Source organism: Roseomonas nitratireducens, assembly GCF_017813355.1.
Lineage (GTDB): Bacteria > Pseudomonadota > Alphaproteobacteria > Acetobacterales > Acetobacteraceae > Neoroseomonas > Neoroseomonas nitratireducens.
This window is the reverse complement of the sequence record NZ_JAGIYZ010000011.1, coordinates 79,022-99,012: the sequence shown is the minus strand read 5'-3', so window position 1 is coordinate 99,012 and position 19,991 is coordinate 79,022. Positions and strand designations below refer to the sequence as shown.

Annotated in this window: 21 protein-coding genes; 11 read left to right on the top strand and 10 right to left on the bottom strand. The window is 73.0% G+C overall.

Annotated features, from left to right (window positions below):
* Window positions 1–22: 22 nt before the first annotated feature.
* Entirely contained in the window at window positions 23–1,372 is a 1,350-nt protein-coding gene (gene pcaB, locus J5Y09_RS12705; protein ID WP_209352163.1) for a 3-carboxy-cis,cis-muconate cycloisomerase, read from the top strand.
* Between the two features lie 82 nt (window positions 1,373–1,454).
* Here the strand turns inward: pcaB and J5Y09_RS12700 are convergent, their stop codons facing one another.
* Window positions 1,455–2,093, bottom strand: a complete 639-nt coding sequence (locus J5Y09_RS12700; RefSeq protein WP_245217089.1) for a transglycosylase SLT domain-containing protein — start codon at window positions 2,091–2,093, stop codon at window positions 1,455–1,457.
* Window positions 2,094–2,564: 471 nt separating this feature from the next.
* Entirely contained in the window at window positions 2,565–4,193 is a 1,629-nt protein-coding gene (locus J5Y09_RS12695; RefSeq protein WP_209352162.1) for a thiamine pyrophosphate-binding protein, read from the bottom strand.
* A gap of 91 nt (window positions 4,194–4,284) precedes the next feature.
* Between J5Y09_RS12695 and J5Y09_RS12690 the strand changes: the two genes are divergently transcribed.
* The 9 genes from J5Y09_RS12690 (at window position 4,285) to J5Y09_RS12650 (ending at window position 10,510) form a co-directional block, all read left to right on the top strand.
* On the top strand, window positions 4,285–5,022 hold the full coding sequence (locus J5Y09_RS12690; protein WP_209352161.1) for a succinate dehydrogenase/fumarate reductase iron-sulfur subunit: 738 nt from the start codon (window positions 4,285–4,287) through the stop codon (window positions 5,020–5,022).
* A gap of 116 nt (window positions 5,023–5,138) precedes the next feature.
* Window positions 5,139–5,492 (top strand): succinate dehydrogenase/fumarate reductase transmembrane subunit, encoded by a 354-nt coding sequence (locus J5Y09_RS24760; RefSeq protein ID WP_342451472.1) that lies wholly within the window; start codon window positions 5,139–5,141, stop codon window positions 5,490–5,492.
* Window positions 5,492–5,833, top strand: coding sequence for a succinate dehydrogenase/fumarate reductase transmembrane subunit (locus J5Y09_RS12680; RefSeq protein ID WP_209352160.1), 342 nt, complete (start codon window positions 5,492–5,494; stop codon window positions 5,831–5,833). The genes J5Y09_RS24760 and J5Y09_RS12680 overlap by 1 nt, the downstream gene beginning before the upstream one ends.
* On the top strand, window positions 5,823–6,554 hold the full coding sequence (locus tag J5Y09_RS12675; protein ID WP_209352159.1) for a sulfite exporter TauE/SafE family protein: 732 nt from the start codon (window positions 5,823–5,825) through the stop codon (window positions 6,552–6,554). The genes J5Y09_RS12680 and J5Y09_RS12675 overlap by 11 nt, the downstream gene beginning before the upstream one ends.
* 21 nt (window positions 6,555–6,575) lie before the next feature.
* Window positions 6,576–7,484 carry a fumarate hydratase gene (locus tag J5Y09_RS12670; protein ID WP_245217088.1) on the top strand — a complete coding sequence of 303 codons (909 nt, stop codon included), beginning with the start codon at window positions 6,576–6,578 and terminating at the stop codon, window positions 7,482–7,484.
* Between the two features lie 2 nt (window positions 7,485–7,486).
* Window positions 7,487–7,975, top strand: coding sequence for a GNAT family N-acetyltransferase (locus J5Y09_RS12665; protein WP_209352158.1), 489 nt, complete (start codon window positions 7,487–7,489; stop codon window positions 7,973–7,975).
* The gene (locus tag J5Y09_RS12660; protein ID WP_209352157.1) at window positions 7,972–8,580 is read left to right on the top strand and encodes a fumarate hydratase C-terminal domain-containing protein; all 609 of its coding nucleotides are present in this window, start codon (window positions 7,972–7,974) and stop codon (window positions 8,578–8,580) included. Before J5Y09_RS12665 ends, J5Y09_RS12660 begins: the two co-directional genes overlap by 4 nt.
* On the top strand, window positions 8,577–8,780 hold the full coding sequence (locus J5Y09_RS12655; RefSeq protein ID WP_209352156.1) for a hypothetical protein: 204 nt from the start codon (window positions 8,577–8,579) through the stop codon (window positions 8,778–8,780). The genes J5Y09_RS12660 and J5Y09_RS12655 overlap by 4 nt, the downstream gene beginning before the upstream one ends.
* Window positions 8,777–10,510 carry an L-aspartate oxidase gene (locus tag J5Y09_RS12650; protein ID WP_209352155.1) on the top strand — a complete coding sequence of 578 codons (1,734 nt, stop codon included), beginning with the start codon at window positions 8,777–8,779 and terminating at the stop codon, window positions 10,508–10,510. Before J5Y09_RS12655 ends, J5Y09_RS12650 begins: the two co-directional genes overlap by 4 nt.
* A 9-nt stretch (window positions 10,511–10,519) precedes the next feature.
* On the opposite strand, the gene J5Y09_RS12645 is transcribed toward J5Y09_RS12650, so the two are convergent.
* The gene (locus tag J5Y09_RS12645; RefSeq protein WP_209352154.1) at window positions 10,520–11,980 is read right to left on the bottom strand and encodes an alpha/beta hydrolase; all 1,461 of its coding nucleotides are present in this window, start codon (window positions 11,978–11,980) and stop codon (window positions 10,520–10,522) included.
* 122 nt (window positions 11,981–12,102) lie between these two features.
* Between J5Y09_RS12645 and J5Y09_RS12640 the strand changes: the two genes are divergently transcribed.
* Window positions 12,103–12,891: a DUF547 domain-containing protein gene (locus tag J5Y09_RS12640; RefSeq protein ID WP_209352153.1), complete on the top strand. Its 789-nt coding sequence runs from the start codon at window positions 12,103–12,105 to the stop codon at window positions 12,889–12,891.
* Between the two features lie 14 nt (window positions 12,892–12,905).
* Here J5Y09_RS12640 and J5Y09_RS12635 read toward each other — a convergent pair whose 3' ends face one another.
* From J5Y09_RS12635 to J5Y09_RS12605, 7 genes are all read right to left on the bottom strand, one after another.
* Window positions 12,906–14,012, bottom strand: a complete 1,107-nt coding sequence (locus tag J5Y09_RS12635) for a YeeE/YedE thiosulfate transporter family protein (RefSeq protein WP_209352152.1) — start codon at window positions 14,010–14,012, stop codon at window positions 12,906–12,908.
* 40 nt (window positions 14,013–14,052) lie between these two features.
* Window positions 14,053–14,538 (bottom strand): DUF302 domain-containing protein, encoded by a 486-nt coding sequence (locus tag J5Y09_RS12630; RefSeq protein ID WP_209352151.1) that lies wholly within the window; start codon window positions 14,536–14,538, stop codon window positions 14,053–14,055.
* 137 nt (window positions 14,539–14,675) lie between these two features.
* A complete protein-coding gene (locus tag J5Y09_RS12625) occupies window positions 14,676–15,782 on the bottom strand; it encodes a Kelch repeat-containing protein (RefSeq protein WP_209352150.1) in 1,107 nt (368 codons plus the stop codon).
* Window positions 15,783–15,881: 99 nt separating this feature from the next.
* On the bottom strand, window positions 15,882–16,727 hold the full coding sequence (locus tag J5Y09_RS12620) for a hypothetical protein (protein ID WP_209352149.1): 846 nt from the start codon (window positions 16,725–16,727) through the stop codon (window positions 15,882–15,884).
* 518 nt (window positions 16,728–17,245) lie between these two features.
* A complete protein-coding gene (locus J5Y09_RS12615; protein WP_209352148.1) occupies window positions 17,246–18,199 on the bottom strand; it encodes a sterol desaturase family protein in 954 nt (317 codons plus the stop codon).
* Between the two features lie 11 nt (window positions 18,200–18,210).
* Window positions 18,211–18,972 carry a polysaccharide deacetylase family protein gene (locus tag J5Y09_RS12610; protein ID WP_209352259.1) on the bottom strand — a complete coding sequence of 254 codons (762 nt, stop codon included), beginning with the start codon at window positions 18,970–18,972 and terminating at the stop codon, window positions 18,211–18,213.
* On the bottom strand, window positions 18,962–19,900 hold the full coding sequence (locus J5Y09_RS12605) for a Vgb family protein (protein ID WP_209352147.1): 939 nt from the start codon (window positions 19,898–19,900) through the stop codon (window positions 18,962–18,964). The genes J5Y09_RS12610 and J5Y09_RS12605 overlap by 11 nt, the downstream gene beginning before the upstream one ends.
* Window positions 19,901–19,991 lie beyond the last annotated feature (91 nt).

Below are 19,991 nucleotides of genomic sequence, written 5' to 3'. Positions count from 1 at the left end.
TCCGTTCGGGAAGAAGCAGCCCATGCCCGTGAACCCCGCCGATGGCGCCGTGCTCGGCGCGCTGTATGGCACCGACCCGATGCGCGCCGTGATGGGGGAGCACGCCTACCTCCAGCGCATGCTGGACGTGGAGGCGGCGCTTGCCCGCGCCCAGGCGCGGCTCGGGCTGATCCCGGCCGAGGCGGCGGCCGCCATCACGGCCGCGGCGGATGCGACGCGGCTCGACCTGCCGGCGATGGCGGCCGCCACGCGCAACACCGGCTATCCCGTCGTCGCGCTGGTCAAGCAACTCACGGCGCTTGCCGGGCCGGAAGCCGGGCGCTGGACGCATTGGGGTGCGACCACCCAGGACATCATGGACACGGCGCTCGTGCTGCAGATGCGCGACGGGCTGGCGCTGATCGAGGCCGATCTGCGCGCCAACTGCGCGGGCCTCGCGGCGATGGCGCGCGCGCACCGGGACACGGTGATGGCCGGGCGCACGCATCTTCAGCACGCGCTGCCGGTCACCTTCGGCTACAAGGCGGCGGTCTGGCTCGCGCCGCTGCTCAACTCGCTGGAACGGCTGGCGGAGATGCGGCCGCGGCTGCTGCGCCTGTCCTTCGGGGGTGCCGCGGGCACGCTCGCCTCGCTCGGCGACAAGGGGCTCGATGTCGGGCGGGAACTCGCGAAGGAGCTGGACCTCGCGGAAGCCGAGATCCCCTGGCACGTCGCCCGCGACGGGCTGAACGAGGCCGCCTGCTGGCTCGGCATCCTCTGCGGCAACCTCTCCAAGCTCGCGACCGACGTGATGCTGCTGATGCAGACGGAGGTGGCCGAGGTCAGCGAGCCGCATGTGCGCGGCCGCGGCGGGTCGTCGACCATGCCGCAGAAGCGCAACCCGATCGCCTGCGAGTATGTGCTGGCGCAGGCGCGCGGCGTGCACGCGCTGGTGCCGCAGATGCTCGCCGCCATGGCGCAGGACCTCGAGCGCGGGACGGGCCCCTGGCAGGCCGAGATGCTCGCCCTGCCGCAGGCGATGTTGCTCGCCCACGGCGCGGTCTGCCAGGCGCGCTTTATCGCCGAGGGGCTGGTCGTCGATCCGGCGCGGATGCGCCGCAACCTCGATGCGACCGGCGGGCTGATCGTCAGCGAGGCGGTGATGATGGGCCTCGCCCCCGTGATCGGGCGCGGGGAAGCGCATCACGTCGTGAACGATGCCTGCGACCTCGCCATCGCCGAGGGGCTGAGCCTGGCGGATGCGCTGCTGCGCGATGCGCGACTGGCCGGCCGGCTCGACCGCGATGCGATCGCGCGCATGACCGACCCCGCCGCCTATCTGGGCGCGGCGCAGGCCTTCACCGACCGGGTGCTGGCGCGCCTGCCGGGCTGACGCCCGGCGCCGCCCGGTCGGATCTGGTGCGGTCGGCTCAACTCCGAGAGCACGCCATCCGTCCGCACGGACGGACGTCGCCCTACGGCGCTTCCGCCAGTTCCAGCAGCGCCTGGCCGTTGCGGCGGAAATTCGCCATCTGCGCGCTCGTGGCGCGGCAGCGTTCGACGAAGAGGTCGGATTGCGGCGCCACGACGTCGATCTTGCTGCGCACGCGGCAGACGAGGCGCGTCATCTGGCGCGGCGATCCGCCATGCCAGCGCACCACGGCCATGCCCCAGTCGCCATAGGTCTCATAGTGCTGGCGCAGGTAGGTCGCCGCCCAGTCGGTCGCCTGCCAGGGGTCGAGCGGCCAGGCCGCGCCGCCGCGCGCATGCACGCCGGCATTCACCTGCACGCAGCCGGCCATGACGGCGTGGCCGCCGGAGGCGCGCAGCACGCGCACCGCTTCCTCCCGGCTTTCGGGATAGATGGCGCGGCCGCGGATGTTCATCGCATGCGCGTGCAGCCCGCTTTCATTGAGGGCGATGCCGACGAGCAGCCCTTCGGGCAGGCCGTGCTTGCGCTCGGCTTCGCGCGCGGCCTCGAGGCAGGCGGCGCGGGGGGAAAGGTCGTCCCGCTCGGCGGCGGCGCCGAGGTTGCGGGTCATGGCGCCGGCTTCGGGGGCGCAGGCGGACAGGGCGAGCGCACCGGCGATCGCCGCGGCCCAGAGCGGCGCCATCAGGCGCGGCCGGGCACGGTGGGTGGAAGTGGATGTCCGGCGGAACCGGAACCCTGGGGGACGGGCGCCCCGCGGCAACGCGCGCGAGGACGCCGCTAGCTGACGCCGGCATGGGGATGCCGACGATCCATTCGCGGTCGTCATGGCGCCCTAGAAACACGGGCGGCGCCAAAGATCAAATCTCGTTTTCGACAACAGATTGTCCGCACCGCCACCGCGGACAATGCGGCAGGAATGGGGCCAAATCACTATCAAGTCAATATCGGACCCGTTTCGCTCATTTTTTCCGGACCAAGGCAGATCTGTATTTCCCATTACACTATTCACAGGATGTCGAAGGCCATCGGATTGCTCGCGGATCATCGCGCCCGCGAGGAGATTTTCACAGCAATCAGGACGGATTTCGACAGCCGGGGCGATTCGCGGCCCGGCCGCGAACCGCCGCCCGTCACCCGAAAGCGGGGGGCCGCGTCAGCCCATCCGGATCGAGGGCGCCGGCTGTCCCTCGATCAGCACGTTCACGCAGGCTGCGCGGCCGGAGGCGAAGGCCCGTTCCACCGCCGGCGCGATCTCCTCCGCCCGCGTCACGAATTCCCCATGCGCGCCGAGCGCCGCCGCCACCAGGTCGTAGCGCGTGCCAGGGGCGAGTTCGCAGCCATGGGCGCGGTTCGCGCCGTACTCGCGCAGCTGGATCTGGTGTTCCGCGTTCCACTTCGCGTCGTTGCCGACCACGGCGACGAAGGGCAGCCCGTGCCGGTGCGCCGTGTCGAATTCCGCCATGTGGAAGCCAAAGGTGCCGTCGCCCATCACCGCGAGGATGCGCCCCGCCGGCCGTGCCGCGCGCGCGGCGAGCGCGAAGGGCAGCCCGGCGCCGATCGCGCCCGCCACGCCGTTGATGATGCGCGCGGGTCCCGACAGGATCGCCTGCGCCCATTGCCCGATCTCCCCCCCGTCGCAGACCAGCACGTCGTCCGCGCCGGCGACGAAGGGCCGCAGCGCCTGGCAGAGCGTCGCGGGATGGATCGGGCCTTCCGCGGCGTCGGCGAGCGCCGCCCAGCCCGGCGGGCGGAAGGCGATGGCGCCGGCCAGCCGCGCGGCCCAGGCGGCGTTGCCATGCGGCGCGACGGCGGCGGTCAGCGCCGCGACGGCTTCCGCCGCGCCGGCCAGCGCGGCGATGGCGATGCGCTCGCCCAGGCTGCCGGCGGCGCGCGCCAGCAGCGCGGCATCGGGGTCCACCACCACGAAGCGCGCCGCGGCGGGAATGGCCGGCGCGCGGCCGAAGCGCAGCGTGAAGTCCAGCGCCTTGCCCAGCAGCACCACCAGGTCCGCTTCCGCCAGCGCCTGGGCGAAGGCGCCGAGGGAGGGGTCGCCCAGCCCGCGCGGGCTTTCCATCGCCGCGACCGGCAGGCCCGACGCGGCCGAGAGCGCCGCGATCGCCCGCCGCCCCGCGGGCGTGCAGAGCGCGGGCGGGGCGACCAGCACCGGACGTTCCGCCCGCGCGATCACGGCGGCGATCGCCGCGGCGCTGTCGGCCGAAAGGGGCGCGGGCGCCGCCGCATAGGCCGAGGGGCCGCGGATCGTCGGCGCATCGATCTTCGCGTCGAGGACGTCGGTCGGCAGGGAAAGGTGCACCGGGCCGGGCCGCCCGCTGCGCGCGATGCGGATGGCGAGTGCCACCTCCTGCGCCAGCGCCTCCGGCGTGCTCGCGGTGAAGGACTTCTTGCAGACGGGTTCGGCCATGCGCGCCTGCGCCAGTTCCTGGAAGGCGCCCAGGCCGAGTTCCGCGTTCGGCGCGTGGCCGGACAGCAGCAGCACCGGCACCTCCCCGGCCAAAGCGGTGGGCAGCGCCGCGACCGCGTTGGAATGCCCCTGCCCGCCGGTGACGAGGGCGACGCCGCATTCGCCGGTCAGCCTGGCCCAGGCATCGGCCATGTGGACGGCGGCCGCTTCGTGCCGCGTGTGGATGATCTCGATGCCCGAGCCGAGCAGCGCGTCGTAGACCGGCATGATGTGGTTGCCGGACAGGCTGAAGATGCGGCTGGTGCCCGCCTGCTTCAGCGCGCGGACCAGGATGTCGGCGCCGCGGATCGTCTCGGCCATGCGTTTCCTCCGTGGGTTTGCGCGCACCTCGCCACGGGCTGGACAGCCTGTCCAGCGCCGGTAGTCTCGGGCGCGTCCAGGGGAGAAGCGCATGGCCGAAGCGGCCAGCCTCAAGGTCAGCGTGTGGCGCGGCGGCGAAGACGGCGGCTTCGCGCGCTACGATGTGCCGGCGCGCGCGAACCAGACCGTGCTCGACGTCGTCACGCATATCCAGCGGGAGCTCGATCCCTCCCTCGCCTATCGCTTCGCCTGCCGCGTCGGCATGTGCGGGTCCTGCGCCATGACGGTGAATGGCCGCGCGCGCTGGACCTGCCGGACGCATGTGCGCAAGGTCGTCGATGCCGATGGCGCGCTGGAACTGCGCCCGCTCGCGAACCTGCCGGTCATCCGGGACCTCGCCGCCGACCTCGCGCCCTTCTTCGACAAGTGGCAGCGCGCGAAGGGGTCCTTCCAGCCGAAGGACGCGCCGGACGGCGCGGTGCCGGAGGATTTCGCGGTCGTGCCGCCGGGGTCCAAGGCGCGGCGGGAAGCGGATGCGGGCATCGAGTGCATCGGCTGCGCCGTCTGCTACGCCAGTTGCGACGTGGTGGCCTGGAACCCGGACTACCTCGGCCCCGCCGCGATGAACCGCGCCTGGACCCTGGTGAACGACGTGCGCGACGGCGCGCGGGGCGAGCGGCTGGAGGCCGTCGCCGGCGATGCCGGCTGCCATTCCTGCCATTCGACGCAATCCTGCACGGAACGCTGCCCGAAGAACCTCGATCCTTCCTCGGCCATCGCCGGGCTGAAGCGGACGCTGTTCTGGGACACGCTGCTGGGGCGGCGGTGAGCGCGCCCGATCGCCGCAGGGCGGAGCCGGAGGCGAGCACCGCAGGCGTGAATCGGTCGCGCCAGACAAGCGCGCCCGATCGCCGCAGGGCGGAGCCGGAGGCGAGCACCGGAGGCGTGAATCGGTCGCGCCAGGCAATCCGCGGACAGACACATCTGTGGGTCGTGCAGCGCGTCACGGCGATGCTGCTCGCCGTCGCAGTCACGGTGCACCTCGTCACCATCATCGGCGCCGTGCGGGGCGGGCTGAGTGCCACGGAAATCCTCGGCCGGCTGCAGGGGCACGAAGGCTGGCTGATCTTCTACGTGGTCTTCGCGCTGGCCGCCGGGCTGCATGGCGCGATCGGGCTGCGCGCCATCGCCGCGGAGACGATCGGCCTGCGCGGACGCGGCGCAGACCTGGCCTGGCTCGCGGCGGGCCTCGCCACCGCCGCCTTCGGCATCCGCGCCGCGATCGGGCTCTACGCCTGATGGACCTGCGCACCCGTTCGCATCCGACCTGGATCGCCTTCCTGGTGCATCGCGTCTCCGGCCTGCTGCTGGCGCTGTTCCTGCCGCTGCATTTCTGGGCGCTGGGCACGGCGATCGAGGGCGAGGCGCGGCTCGAGGGCTTCCTCCGCTGGGCGGACAACCCGCTGGTCAAGGCCGCCGAGACGATCCTCGTCGTGCTGCTCGCCGCGCATCTCGCGGGCGGGCTGCGCGTGATGGCGCTGGAATTCCTCGGCTGGCGGCGGCGGCAGAAGGACATGGTCGCGGCCTCCGCCGGGCTCGCGCTGCTCGCCGGCCTGTTGTTCCTGCTCAATGTGGTCTGAGGCGGCGCTCGTCGCCGGGGCCTGCTTCGTGGCGGGCTTCTGCTCCGGCATGGCGGGCTTCGCCTTCGTGCTGGTCGCGGCCGGCATCCTGCTGCACGCGGTGCCGCCCACCCTGACCGCGCCGGTGCTGGTGCTGGGCAGCCTGATCTCCCAGGGGATGAGCCTGCCCACGCTGTGGAAGCAGATCGAATGGCCGCGCATGCGGTTCTTCGTGGGGCTGGCGCTGCTCGGCGTGCCGGTCGGGCTGCTGGTGCTCTCGCGCGGGCCGGCGGGTGTGATCGTGGGCTTCGTCGGCCTGCTGCTGGTGGTCTATGCCGGCTACATGCTGGCCCGCATCGCGCTGCGCATGGCGCCGCCGGAGGTTCGCGGCAGCCGCGCGGCCGATGGCGCGATCGGCTTCGCCTCGGGCATCCTCGGTGGCATCGGCGGCTTCGTCGGCGCCCTGCCGGCGATGTGGTCGGACATCCAGGGCTGGCCGAAGGACCGGGCGCGGGCCTTCATGCAGCCCTTCATCGTCTTCATGCAGGCGCTGACCACGGTGGGGCTGGCGCTGGCGGGCTTCTTCACGATGCAGTCGCTGGTGCTGGCCGCGCTCGCCACGCCCGCGCTGGTGCTGGGCACCTGGCTGGGCCTGCGCGCCTACAGGGTGCTGCCCGCGCAGGGCTTCCGCGTGGTATTGCTGGGGCTGCTGCTCGTCTCGGGCATCTCGCTGCTGGTCTGAACGGGAGGGAAAAGGCGCGCCATGACGCTGATGACGAAGCCGGGTGTCGAGCCGTTGCGCATCGAGCCCGAGGCGATCGAGGAAGCGGCGAAGCTGCTCTACATCCGCGCCTGCAAGATCCTGCCGGACGACATCAAGGCGGGCTTCGCGCGGCTGGACGGCAGCGAGACGGACGCGACCGCGAAGACGATCCTGGCGACCATGATCGAGAACATCGGCGTGGCGGAACGGATGGACAACCTGCTCTGCCAGGACACCGGCATCCCGATCTTCAACGTCCTGGTCGGGCGCCACGTGCAGGTGGATGGCTGGGCGCTGAAGGAAGCGATCGCGCGGGGCACGGCGCGCGCCACGCGCGAGCATCCGCTGCGGTCTTCCGTCGTCCATCCCATCACTCGGAAGAACGAGCACACCTCCTGCGGGGAGCGCGTGCCCGTCATCAACATCGACTTCACCGATGCCGAGCGCGAGTTGCGCCTCGAGATGATCCCGAAGGGGTCGGGGTCCGAGAACGGGTCCTTCCTGCAGATGCTGATCCCGGCCGACGGCGTCGCCGCGGTGAAGCGCTTCGTGGTGGACCGCGTGATCCAGGCCGGCGGCAAGGTCTGCCCGCCGACCATCGTGGGCGTGGGCGTCGGCGGCACCTCGGATTTGTGCATGCATCTTGCCAAGGTCGCGGCGACGCGGCCGCTCGGGTCGCGCTGCGCCGATGCGGAAGGGGCGAAGCTGGAAGCCGAGCTGAGCGAGGCGGTGAACAGCCTCGGCATCGGCCCGCAGGGGCTGGGCGGCGATTCCACCGCCTTCGCCGTGCATGTGGAAACGGCCGCGACGCACATCACGATGAATCCCGTCGCGGTGAACATCCAGTGCCATTCGGCGCGGCGCGCGAGTGCGACCTTCACGCCCGAGGGCGTGGCGATCGGCTTCTGAGGATGGAGATCGCGCAGGCAGGCCCGGCGGATCGCGCGGCGCTGCTGCCGCTGCTCGCCGAGATGGGGCGCTTCTACGCGGAACGGACCGACGCCGCGACGCTGGCCGCGGCGGCGGAGGCGTTGACCACGTCCGCCGGCCGCGCGGGCCCTTTCTGCCTGGTGGCGCGTGACGGCACCGGCTTCGTCTCCCTCTCCGGCTTCTTCCCCGCCTTCGACTTCACCTGGGGGTTGCTGCTGAAGGATCTCTACGTCGCGGAAGCCGCGCGCGGCACCGGCGTGGCGCGTGCGCTGATGACCGGCGCGATGCGCTTCGCGCGCGAACGCGGCTACACGCGCATCGACTGGACGACGGATGCGACGAACGCCCGCGCGCGCCGCTTCTATGCCGGGCTCGGCGTCGTGCCAGCCGGAAAAATCTTCTATCGTGTGACGGGGGAAGCGCTGGCGCGGGCCGCGGCCGGCGCCTGGCCGGAAGGAAACGCCGCATGACGCATCATGTCCTGTCGATGCCGATCACCGAGGCCCAGGTTCGCGAACTCCGCGCCGGCGACACGGTGACGCTCGAGGAAACGCTCTACGGCATCCGCGACGCGACGCAGATCCACATGTTCGACCATGGCCGGCGGACGAAGTTCGACCTGCGCGGCCATGCCGTGATCCACACCGCGCCCAACCTGCGGAAGGTGGAACGGTCAGGGACCAACCATTCGGGCTACGAGGCGGTGTGCGTGGGCACCACCACCTCCGACCGCATGGAACGCTTCACCCGCCCGCTGATGGAACGCGAGGGCGTGCGCATCATCATCGGCAAGGGGGGCCTGCGCGAAGGCTCGCTCGACGCCTTCCGCGACCTCGGCGGCGCCTATCTCGCCGTGGTCGGCGGCGCCGCGGCGCTGGAGACGACCTGGATCGAGGCGGTGGAGGATGTCGACCTCGACGACCTGAACCCGGAGAGCCTCTACAAGTTCCGCATCAAGGGCTTCGGGCCGCTGCTGGTGGCGATGGACGCGCATGGCGGCAGCCTCTACGCGGCGGTGAACGCCGAAGCGGCGAAGCGGCGCCAGGCGGTGCTGGAAAAGCTGGGGGCGGCATGATCAGCCTGGTCGCCCTGCCGCTGCTGTTCCTCATGCAGGTCATGCCGCCGCCGCTCGGGCAGGTCACGATGATCCTGGTCCTCGGGCGCGCCTATGGCACGGGCGAGCGCGACCTGCCGGTGCCGCCGCCGCGCCTGCAATCCGCCCCGGCCGAGGATTGCAACTGCGGCGTCCCCGCAAGCCCGCGGGGGCCGCGATGACCGCCATCGCCCGCCGCCGCACCGACATCCTCGTCCTGGGCGCCGGCGGCGCCGGTCTGCTCGCGGCCCTGCACGCGAAGGACACCGCGCCGCAACTCGACGTGACCATCGCGGTCAAGGGCCTGCTCGGCAAATGCGGCTGCACCCGCATGGTCCAGGGTGGCTACAACGTCGCCATCGCCGCGGGGGATTCCGCCGAGCGCCACTTTATGGACACGCTCGAAGGCGGCAAGTGGCTGAACGACCAGGACCTCGCCTGGACGCTGGTGGTGGGCGCGCAGCGCCGCATCCGCGACCTCGAGAACCGCTGGGGCTGTTTCTTCGACCGCAACCCGGACGGCACGATCCACCAGAAGGCCTTCGCGGGGCAGACCTTCGACCGCACCGTGCACAAGGGCGACCTGACGGGGATCGAGATCGTCAACCGCCTGGCCGAGCAGGTCTGGGCGCGCGGCATCCACCGCATGGAGGAACATCGCGCCGTCGCCCTGGTCCGCGCCAAGGACGGGGCCCGCATCGCGGGCGTGCTGCTGATCGACATGCGCACGGGCGGGCTGGTCTTCGTGCAGGCCAAGGCCGTGCTGCTGGGCACCGGCGGCGGGCCGACCATGTACAAGTACCACACGCCATCGGGCGACAAGGCCTGCGACGGGATGGCGATGGCGCTGCGCGCGGGCCTGCCGCTGCGCGACATGGAGATGGTGCAGTTCCACCCGACCGGCGTGCTGGCGGGCCCGGGGACGCGCATGTCCGGCACCATCATCGAGGAAGGGCTGCGCGGCGCCGGCGGCTACCTGCTCGGCGGCGATGGCGAGCGCTTCATGCACAAATACGACCCGCGCGGCGAACGCGCGACGCGCGACATCGTGAGCCGATCGATGCAGCGGGAGATCCTGGCCGGCAACGTGAACGCGGAAGGCGGGCTCTGGATCGAGATGGGCCATCTCGGCCCCGACCGCGTCCGCCGCGAGTTCAAGGGCATGGTCGAACGCTGCGCCGACATGGGCTTCGACCTCGCCGCCGGCCGCGTGCCGGTGGTGCCGACCGCGCACTACATGATGGGGGGCCTCGTCTTCCGCGCCGACGGCTCGACCGACCTGCCTGGCCTTTTCGCGGCGGGGGAGGATACCGGCGGCGTGCACGGCGCGAACCGGCTGGGCGGCAACGGCGTTGCGAACTCCACCGTCTTCGGCGGAATCGCCGGCGACGCGATGGGCGCCTGGGTGCCGCGCGAAGGCACTTTCGAGGACCCGGACGAAGCCGCGCTCGATGAAGCCGCTTCCTTCGTCGCCTCGCCCTTCGCGAGACCGGCGAAGAACCTCTCGCCGATCCGCGACGCGCTGCTCGACCTGATGTGGGACAAGGCCGGCATCCTGCGCGACGGGCCGGGCCTGGCGGAGGCCGCGCGCGGCCTCGACGCGCTGGAGGCGGAACTCGATGCCTCCGGCGTCGATGGCGCCAACCGTGCCTTCAACCTGACCTGGCATGACTGGCTGAACCTCAAGTCGCAGATGCTGGTCAGCCGCGCCATCGTCGCCGCGTCCCAGGCGCGCGAGGAATCCCGCGGCGCCCATTGGCGGGAGGATTTCCCCGCGACGCGCGACGAGGCCGAAGGCCTGTCCGCCACCGTCGCGACGCTGCGGGAAGGCCGCATCGCGCTCGGCTGGCAGCCCGTCGCCTTCACGCGGCTGCGGCCGGGCGAAAGCCTGCTGGCGACGGCGGCGGAATAGCGCGCGGGGTCAGCGCCGCGCCGGCGCGGCGCCGGCGATGCGCGGTTCCTCCAGCAGCCAGAACAGGATGTTGTTGCGGAAGGTCGGGTCGCGGGTCAGTTCCAGGTGTTCCCGCGGCAGGAAGAGGGTGCGGCTGAAGCCGAGCGGGCTGCGCACCACCGGCTCCCGCGCCTCCTGCCCCTGGCGCAGGTCGAGCAGGGCGGAATCGCGCAGCACCAGCGCATCGCCCGGCGCGGTCGCGACCTGCACCACGCCGCCGCTCGCAGGGTCCGCCCGCATGCGCGACGCGGTCGGCATCGCGTCGCCGGCGACGATCATCAGCTCCGTGCCCGCGGGCAGGCTCACGGGCCGGTCCATCGCCGCGGCGAAGGCGCGCGCGCGGGCGACCAGCCGCGCCTGCAGCAGCAGGGCGACGCGCCGGCGCTCCGCCGCGTCGGGCACGCCCGGCATCAGCGTCGCGAGGTCCCGGTCGTTGTCCGCCTTGGCGAGCCCCCATCCCATGCGCCGCCAGGTGGCCGGGTCGTGCAGGTCGAGCGCTTCCTCCCCCGCCACGACCGCCCGCGCGCGGGCGCGCGGCAGCAGCTGGTACATCGATGGAAAGGTGCCGAGGATCGCCGGGCTGTAGGCGGGCACGATCGGCGCGCCGAAATCCCGCCCATCGACCAGCGCCTTGAAGGCATCGAGCGAGCCGCCATTCGGCGTGCCGATCTGGATCAGCCGAGCGATCAGCCCCGCGCCTTCGTACGTCAGCCGCGGCAGGGACCCGTCCGCCGGCAGTTCCGCCCCGCCGTAGAGCATGGCGTAGCGCGCGACGAGCCCGCCCATGGAATGCGCCGCGATGTCGAACTTCACCGGCGCGTCGCGCACGCCGAAGCGGCGGGCGTATTCGCCCTGCACATAGGCGCGCTTCTCCCGCATGAAGGCCATCAGGCGGCGGGCATTGGCGACGTTGTCCTGGCGCCAGTCGTAGTCGAACTGGAAGCAGGTGAAGTGGTCGTCGCCGTAGCTCACCTCGCCCCCCAGGCCGAGCGCCTGGTCGCGATAGCCGCCGACGCCGAGCGTGCTGAGGATCTCCGCATAGGCCTGCAGCGCGATCGGGATGCCGGCGACCCGGATGCGCACGCGGTCGAGCACGCCATCCGCCCGCACGGCGGACCCCGGCGTCGCCATCATGTCGGTGAAGGGAAGCGCGACCAGCCGTGCCCCGTCCGGCGTGGCGGGATCGGCCGCGTCGCCGTCGAAGGCGCCCCAGACGATGCGGCCCGATGCCGGGTCGCGCAGCCGGCTGCCGAGCAGGCCGGGGATGACGATGATGGGATTGCGGTCGATGCCGTGGTGGCGGGCGGAAGGGTTGTAGATCAGCGCGAGGTCGGCCTGCGGCGCCGGGCCGCAGGCGGCGAGCGCGGCGGTGCCGCCGGCCGCGCCCAGGAACAGGCCGCGCCGGGTCGGACGGTGGTCGGGATCGGGCATCGCCTGCTTCCTTCGGACAGGGACGGCTTCGCGCCGGACGCCAGGCCGGTTACGCCGGGGGCGAAGCGTAACCCGCGGCGCGGTCGCCGCGAATGACCCGACGATCCTTGCCGAGCACGCCCATGACCGCCCCGCGCCGCACGATCCTGACCCTGCCGGCCCTCGCCCTCGCCACATCGGCGCGGGCGACGGAAGCCTCGCTCGACGCGCTGCTCGCCCGGCACGTGTCCCTGCCGGCAGACGGCGTCGCGCGCGTCGCCTATGCGCGGTGGAAGGCCTCCGCCGCCGACATGGCGGCGCTGGAGGGCTGGATCGCCGCCGCCGCCGCGCGCCGCCCTTCGGCCATGGCGCGGGCGGAGGCCTTCGCCTTCTGGGCCAACCTGTACAACGCGCTGACGCTGAAGGTGGTGCTGGACCGCCACCCGGTGCGCTCGATCCGCGACATCCGCTCGACCGGCGTGCCCTTCGACCCGCGCCAGTTCGGCGGCCCCTGGCGCACGCGGCTCGTCACGGTGGAAGGCCGCGCGATGTCGCTCGACGACATCGAGCACGGCACGATGCGCCCAACCTTCCGCGACCCGCGCGTCCACTACGCGGTGAACTGCGCGTCGATCGGCTGCCCCAACCTGCGCCCGCGCGCCTTCCGCGCCGAGACGCTGGAACGGGACCTCGACGACGCCGCGCGCGCCTTCGTCAACCATCCGCGCGGCGTCACCGTGCTGGCCGATGGAAGGCTGCGCGTCTCCTCGATCTACCATTGGTTCCGCGAGGATTTTTCCGGCAGCGAGGCGGGCGTCATCGCCCATCTGCGGCAATACGCCGCACCGCCGCTGGCCGCCCGCCTTGCCGCGGCGTCGGCCATCGCGGAGCATGGCTATGACTGGGCGCTGAACGATGCGGGCGCCGGCTGACCGCGGCGGCACGATCAGTCGCGGGGCAGGCCGAAGAACGGCCGCAGCCTGAGCCCGAGCGCGCAGCCCGGGATCACGCAGGCCAGCCACGCGATGCCGTGCAGGCTGCCCGAGGCCGCCCCGCCGAGGAAGGCGCCGACATTGCAGCCGAAGGACAGCCGCCCGCCGAAGCCCATCAGCAGCCCGCCCGCGACGCCGCCCAGCACGCCCCGCCAGCCGATCGGCACGCCGTGGCGCAGCCCGCCCGTGGCAGCGGCGGCGAGCAGCGCGCCGAGCATCAACCCCAGATCGGCAACGGTCCCCGGCATGGCGAGCAGCGGTTCGGCGAGCAGCCCCGCCGCCCAGGGGTCGGACCAGAAGGCGCTGCGGGACAGGTCGACGCCCAGCGCCGCGACCGCCCGCGCGCCCCAGACCGTCAGCGCCATGGTGATGCCCCAGGGCTGGCCGGAGACGAGGAACATCGCCGCCGCCAGCGCGCCGATCACCGAACCCGCGATGAGCTTGCCGCGCGGCGGCGCCCGCCCGCGCAGCACGAGCGCCGCGCCGGCGGCGAGCACCGCCTCGCTCGCCGCGAGCCCGCCCCAGGGGCCGAGGGCGGCAACAAGGTCGATCTCGATGCCCGGCAGGTCGAGCATCGCGGGCAAGACGAGGCTGCCCGCCACGCCGCCCAGGCAGAAGAAGGGGAGTGCCACCAGCATCCGCCGCGCCCCCTGCCCGGCCGCGACCAGCGTGCCGGACCCGCAGCCATTCGCGATCATCATGCCGACGCCAAAGATCATCGCGCCGAGGATCATGGACGGCCCGATCGGCGCGACCCAGCGCTGGTAGCCCGGCACCAGCGCCCCCACCGGCAGCACCACCAGGGCCGCGACCGCGGGGACGATGAAGGTCGCCCCCAGCACGCGCCCGTCGCCCTCGGCGAGGAAGGCGCGGAAGCCCCCGGTGAAGCCGTAGTCGAGCAGCACGAAGGCGGCGCCGAGCGCGAGCGCGACCGCCAGGACCGGCAGCAGCGCCGTATCCCGCGCCGCAATACCGGCCGCGATCGCGGCAAGGGCGCACAGGCCGAGCGCCAGGCCAAGCCCATGCGCCCGCGGGGCGGGCAGGACCGTCAGCGGGGGCATCGTCCGCCGCCGCCGCGCATCCCCACCGGCGGAAACCAGCCTAATCGGCCGCCTTGCGGACCAGCCCCTCGATGAAGGCGTCGGTCATGCGGCGGCCCTCGGGCGGCACCGCTACGCCATGCCGTGCGAAGACGCGCGTCGCGAGATCCTCCCCCGTGCTGCGCGTTACCTGGGTGCGGCCTTCGGCGTCCTGCCAGACCAGCACGCGCATCGGCAGGTCGATCGCCAGCGTCGGGTTGGCCGCCATGCCAGGCGTGCCCGCGCGCGGATTGCCGAACAGCACCACGGTGCGCGGCGCGAGCGCCATGCCGACCGCCTGCGCGGCCGCGGCGTGGTCGATCTCGGCGAAGACCACCCAGCCGGCCTCCCGCACCGCGGCCGCGAAGCGGTCGAGCGTCGCGCGCACGGGATGCGCGCTCGGCCGGGTGACGAGGCCCGCCTCCTGCGCGCTGGCGGCGCCGGTGGCGAGCGCGACCGCGACGCCGGCGGCAAGGCCCGCGGCACGGCGGGAAAGGGCGTCGGTCATGGCAATCTCCTGGTCCGGCCGGACGCGGCCGGGGATGACTTCGCCCGCGGAGAGGACGCGGTTACGCACGACCATCGATGTCGCCGCGCGCCGCGTTCGCCCGGACCGCGCGGCAGAGCCGGCGGGGGCACCACCGGTCAGCCCGGCTGGAAGGCCTCGTGCACCGCGGTCTGGATGCCGCCGCCGACGATCGGCCCGCCGCCGGCGACATGGATCCAGTCGCCGACCAGCGCCGCGCCCAGCCCATGGCGCGGCGTGGGCATGGGCGCGTGGCTGAGCCAGCTGTCGGTCACCGGGTCGTAGGATTCCGTGCTGCCGAGCACGCGGTCGATCGGGCGGTTCTGCGCGTCGAACAGCCGCTCCTCGCCGCCGAAGCACCACATGCGCCCGCGCAGCAGCACCATGCCATGGCCCGAGCGCGGCGTCGGGATCGGCGCGCGCAGCCGCCAGGTGTCGCTCGCCGGATCGTAGACGTGGTGCAGGCCGGTGTTGTTCTCGAAGGTGTTGAAGCGGCCGCCGACGATGTGGATGCGCCCTTCCCACACCGCGACGCCGGCATGGTCGCGCGCGGCGGGCAGCGCGCGCAGGATCGTCCAGCGGTCGCCCTGCGGGTCGTACACCTCGGTCCAGCCGATGCTGGCGCGTTCGGGCGCGGGGTCGGTCGCGCCGCCGATGTGGTAGATCTTCCCGCCCACCGCCGCGACGGCGCCGGCCCCGCGCGGGCGCGGCATGGGGGCGATGCGGTCCCAGCGGTCGCGTGCCACGTCGTAGGCGAAGGCGAGGTTGTCGGCCGAGCGGTTCTGCTCGGTGAAGCCGCCGAGCGCGTAGATACGGCCCGCATCGGCGACGACGCCGACATGGTTCGCGCCGCGCGGCAGCGGCGCGCCGTCCTGCCAGCGATCGGCCACGGGGTCGTAGATGTGGTGGTAGGGCTTGTCGACCTGGCCCCGGGCATAGCCGCCGATGACGTGCAGGCGGTTGTTCCAGGATGTCGCCCAGGCCATCTCGCTGCGCGGCAGCGGCAGCGGGGCGCGCGCGACCCAGCGGCCCGGCGCGCCCGGCGGCGCCGGGCTTTCGATCACGCGCTGGGCGAGCTGCTCGGGCGTCAGCGCCTGCGGGTTCGGCCCGCGCAGCGCCGACATCTGGTCGGCCGGGATGTTCGCACCGTGATGGCCGTGATGCTGCGCGCGCGCCGCACCCGCCAGCAGCGCCCCTGCGGCGCCGAGCATCATCCTGCGGTTCATTCCTCGCTCCCCCGGCATGTCGCGCAGGAGGGTGGCGTGCCGGCGCGCACGGTCAAGGGGCGCGCGCCGGCCGGCGTCAGGGCCGGTACGAGCCTGCCGTCACCGGCAATTGTGCTGGCGCATCAGCCGGTCGGCCGCGCTTTCGCCGGGCTGCGGCTGGCAGAAGGCGGCGGGCGCCGGCGCGGCGACAGGCTGGGGCGCCGGCGCGGCGGCCGCAGGGATCGCCACGGCGGCGGCCGGCGCGACGGTCGCGCGCACGGGGCGGAAATTCGCCGCATCCGCCGCGCAGGGACGTCCCGAGCGCATGAAGGCTTCCCGCACCTCCCGGTTCGCGCACAACACCTCCCGCGCCGCGTCCGGCTGGCCGAGCACGGCGAGCAGCTGGGCATTGGCGCGACGCGTGCAGTCCGGATCCTCGATGCCGGCGCCGATCGAGGCGCCGAAGCCGACGACGCTGACCGACCCGCTGGCCGAGATGATGCAGGGGTTGTTCGACCAGATGGCGGGCGCGGCGACATCCGGCGCAGTGCGCAGCGTGGTCGTGCCCGAGACGGTGGAGTGGTACGCGCCGCCGCCATCGGCCCCGAGCGTGCCGGCCGCGCCGGTCGCGCCGACCCCCGCGCCCGTCGTCGCCGCGGCGCCGGTCGGCCCGCCGCTGACGCCCGTGCCGCCGCCCGCGCCGCCGGCGCCATTGTTGACGATGACGGTCGCGCGGGCGTTGCCGCCGCGGGCGGTCTGGGTCTGGTTCTGGCGCTGCCGCTGGCGCTGGCGTGCCGTGGCGCTTGCCTCCGCCTCCGCCTCGGCCCGCGGCTGGGCGCCGCTGCTGCCGCCGCCATGCCCACCACCGCCATGCCCGCCGCCACCATGCCCGCCGCGCGTGGAACTCGCCTCCGCGGCGCCGGCGAAAAGCGCGAGCGCCGCACCGCCAATGATCAAGAGCCTCATGCGTGGTCCTTTCGTCCGGTCGGGCGCAGGAAACCGTAGCCTCCCCGTCGGGCCTCCTCTCGCGAGGCGGCGCCCGAACCCGGCATCTGCGTCAAGAATACGTTAGGTATTGTCTCAATAAGTGCACAATGGCTTTTTTTGCGCCATTCTGCCGCGCGCAGCAGCGCCCTCGGTCGCGCCCAGCGCGCGTCGTCTCCGCATCGATGCTCGCCTCGGTTGCGTCAGCCGCGCGAGAATCTCCGCGCCAACGAAAGGAACCGCGCCGCCGATTGAATCGCCCGGCCGATCGACGCCCGATGGGTGGTCCCGCCGGCAGCGCGGACTCGCGTGCCGCGGTCCGGCGCCCGGCACTGCACCTGCGCCGGGGGCAGGCCGGCGGTCAGCGGGGCAGCACGATCCCCGGCCAAGCACGCGGTGGCTGGGCCATCGCGCGCAGGGGATGGCGCGCGGGGCGGCCGCGCGCGACGCGCGGTCGCCGGTCCTGATCCCGCGAAGGTCGACCCTTCGCGCGGCCGGCGTCAGCCCTGCCCGCGGCCGGTCAGCGCCGCGCCCATCCGGCGCAGCCCCACCAGTTGCTGGCGCAGCCAGCCGCCGGTCGCCAGGGCCTCCGGCGCCTCGGGGTCGCCGGTGCGCGGATAGACGTCGCGGCGGAAATCCGCCGTGCCGAAGATCCAGTCCCAGACCGGGAACAGCACGGCGTAGTTCTTGCCGTGGTCGGCGATCGACAGGATGCCGTGATGCAGCCGGTGGAACCGCGGCGAGACGAACAGCCTCTCGCCCACCCGGCCGAAGGACAGGCGCACATTCGCGTGGCTCAGGCTTTCGGCGAGCCGCATCACCAGCACCAGCAGCGGGAACTGTCCCGGCGGCACGCCGATCAGCAGCGCGATCGCGCCGAACCAGAGCGCCGCGATCACCTCGTCCAGGATGTGGTTCCGGTCATCCGTCCAGAAGGTCATCTGGCGCTGCGCGTGGTGGATCGAATGCAGCGCCCACCACCAGCCGAACATGTGCTGGAAGCGGTGCCGCCAGTATTCCCCGAAATCGAGGATGACGACGTAGATCGCGAAGGCCAGCAGCGGCATCTCCCGCAGCGCGGGGAACAGCGTCTCGAGCGTCGGCGGCACGAAGCCGCTGTCGGCCACCGTGCCTTCCCACCAGGCCTGCAGGGAGGCGAGGAAGACGAAGGCGACCAGCGGCAGCAGCCCCAACCGCGTGAGCAGCGTGTAGACGATGTCGGTGCGGATCGCGCCGCGGTCGGTCACGGGCTCGACCGGCCGCCAGGCTTCCAGCGGGCGGCACACCAGCCAGACGATGGCGATGGAGAACAGGCCGAACAGGCCGAATTCCAGCCATTCGATGGCGTCCTCGGCCCAGTCCATCAGCCCCGCCGCGTACATGGCGGGCTGCAGGAAATGCTCGAAGATCCAGCCGGTCAGCGCGTCCAGCGGGCGGGTGATCAGGTCGGTCATGGGGTGAAAATCTATCGGCGCCCCTCGGGCGGCAAGGTGGCGAAGCAGAAGCCGCGCGCCTGCAGGCGGACGATCACGTCCTCCAGCACCTCGGCATAGGGTTCGCGGCGGCTGCGGATGCCCCAATGCATCACCAGCACCTCCCCGTCCCGCACGTTGCGCAGGGTGCGCGCCGCCAGGTCGCGGTTCGGATGCGCGTCGGAGGGCAGCTCGTCGCCCAGGAAGCCGTTGGCCGTCCAGCCCTGGTGGCGCAGCCCGCAGGCTTCGCCGAGCCGGATCGCCCCCGGCGTGGTGATGCCGCCCGGCGCGCGCCACAGCGGCAGCACGACCGCGTCGGGCACCGCCTCCCGCAGCCGCGCGACGGGGGCCGCGAGTTCGCGGCACATGCCGGCCTGGTCCAGCACCTCCTCCCCCTCCCCGGTGCGGGAGACGTAGCGGACGCGCCCCGGCGCGACATCGCCGCGGAAATACCAGTGCCGGTCGGTGTGGCTGGCGAAGACATGGCCCTCGGCGGCGCGGGCGCGCCAGAAGGCGGCCCAGCCGGGGCCGAGGCTGCGCTCGCCCGTATGCGTGGGTTCATGCGCCACGAACAGCGTCGCCCGCACGTCGCGGCGCTTGAGGATGGCGGCGATGCGCTCCGCCTCCCGCCCCCAGCCCGTGTCGATCGTCAGGTAGAGCGTGCCGGACGGGCAGGCCGGCGCGACCTGCGCCGCCGCGGGGGCGGCCAGCAGGCCGAACGCCAGCGCGAGGAGCGCCCCGCGCCTATTCCGCACGGCGGGGATGGACGAAGATGCCGTGCGGGCTGCGCCCGACGGGGATGGTTTCCACCACGCCGGTGCGCGGGTCGAGCCGCGCGACGCGCCGCGCCCAGCGCAGCGTCGCCCAGACGCGCCCATCCGGGTCGAAGGCGATGCAGTCCGGCCCGCCGGGGACGTCATGGATGCGCCGGACCTCGAGCGTCGTCGGGTCGATTTCCGCGATCCGGCTCTGCACACGGCTGGTGGCCCACAGGGTGCGGCCGTCCGGCGCGGGGAAGATGGTGTGCGCGCCGCGCCCGACCGGGATCTCGCGCTCGATCTCCCGCGTCTCGGGGTTCAGCACGATGAAGTTCTCGGTGCCCATGATGCCGACGATCAGCCGGCCGCGATGCCAGATGATGCCCGCGGGCTCCCGCCCGACCGGCACTTCCCACAGCGCCTCGCGCGTCTCGAGGCTGATCGCCGCGACGGTCCCGCTGCCCTGCAGCGTCACGTAGGCGATGCCGCCATCCGGGCGGAAGGCGATGTGGGAGGGCTTGTCCGGCATCCGCAGGCGCCCGAGCAGCGCCAGCGTCCGGGCTTCGTAGATGTCGACCTGGTTGCGCCGCAGGCTGGCGACCACGAGGTGCCGGCCGTCCGGCGAGAAATCCAGGTGGTAGGGGTTCGACACGCGTTCCCGCCGGCGCACGTCGCCGGTGGCGGGGTCGACGAACAGGATCTCGTTGGCCCCGGAATCCGCGATCAGCAGGTCCCGCCCGTCGGGGCTCAGGACGAGGTGGTGCACCTCCCGCAGCGCCGGGATGCGGCGGACTTCCTGGCGCGTGAAGGCATCGAGGACCGAGATGCTCGGATCCGTCGAGTTCAGCACATAGACAAGGTCCGCCGCCGCCGGCCGCGCCGCGAGGAGGATCGGAAGCAGCAGGCAGGCGAGCAATCGGCGCATGGATGCAACAGGGGGTTCGGGGCGGCGGAGGGGGCTTCCGTCGCGGCGGAAACTGCGCCGCGGCGGGTCCTGACGCAAGCACGGAGTCGCG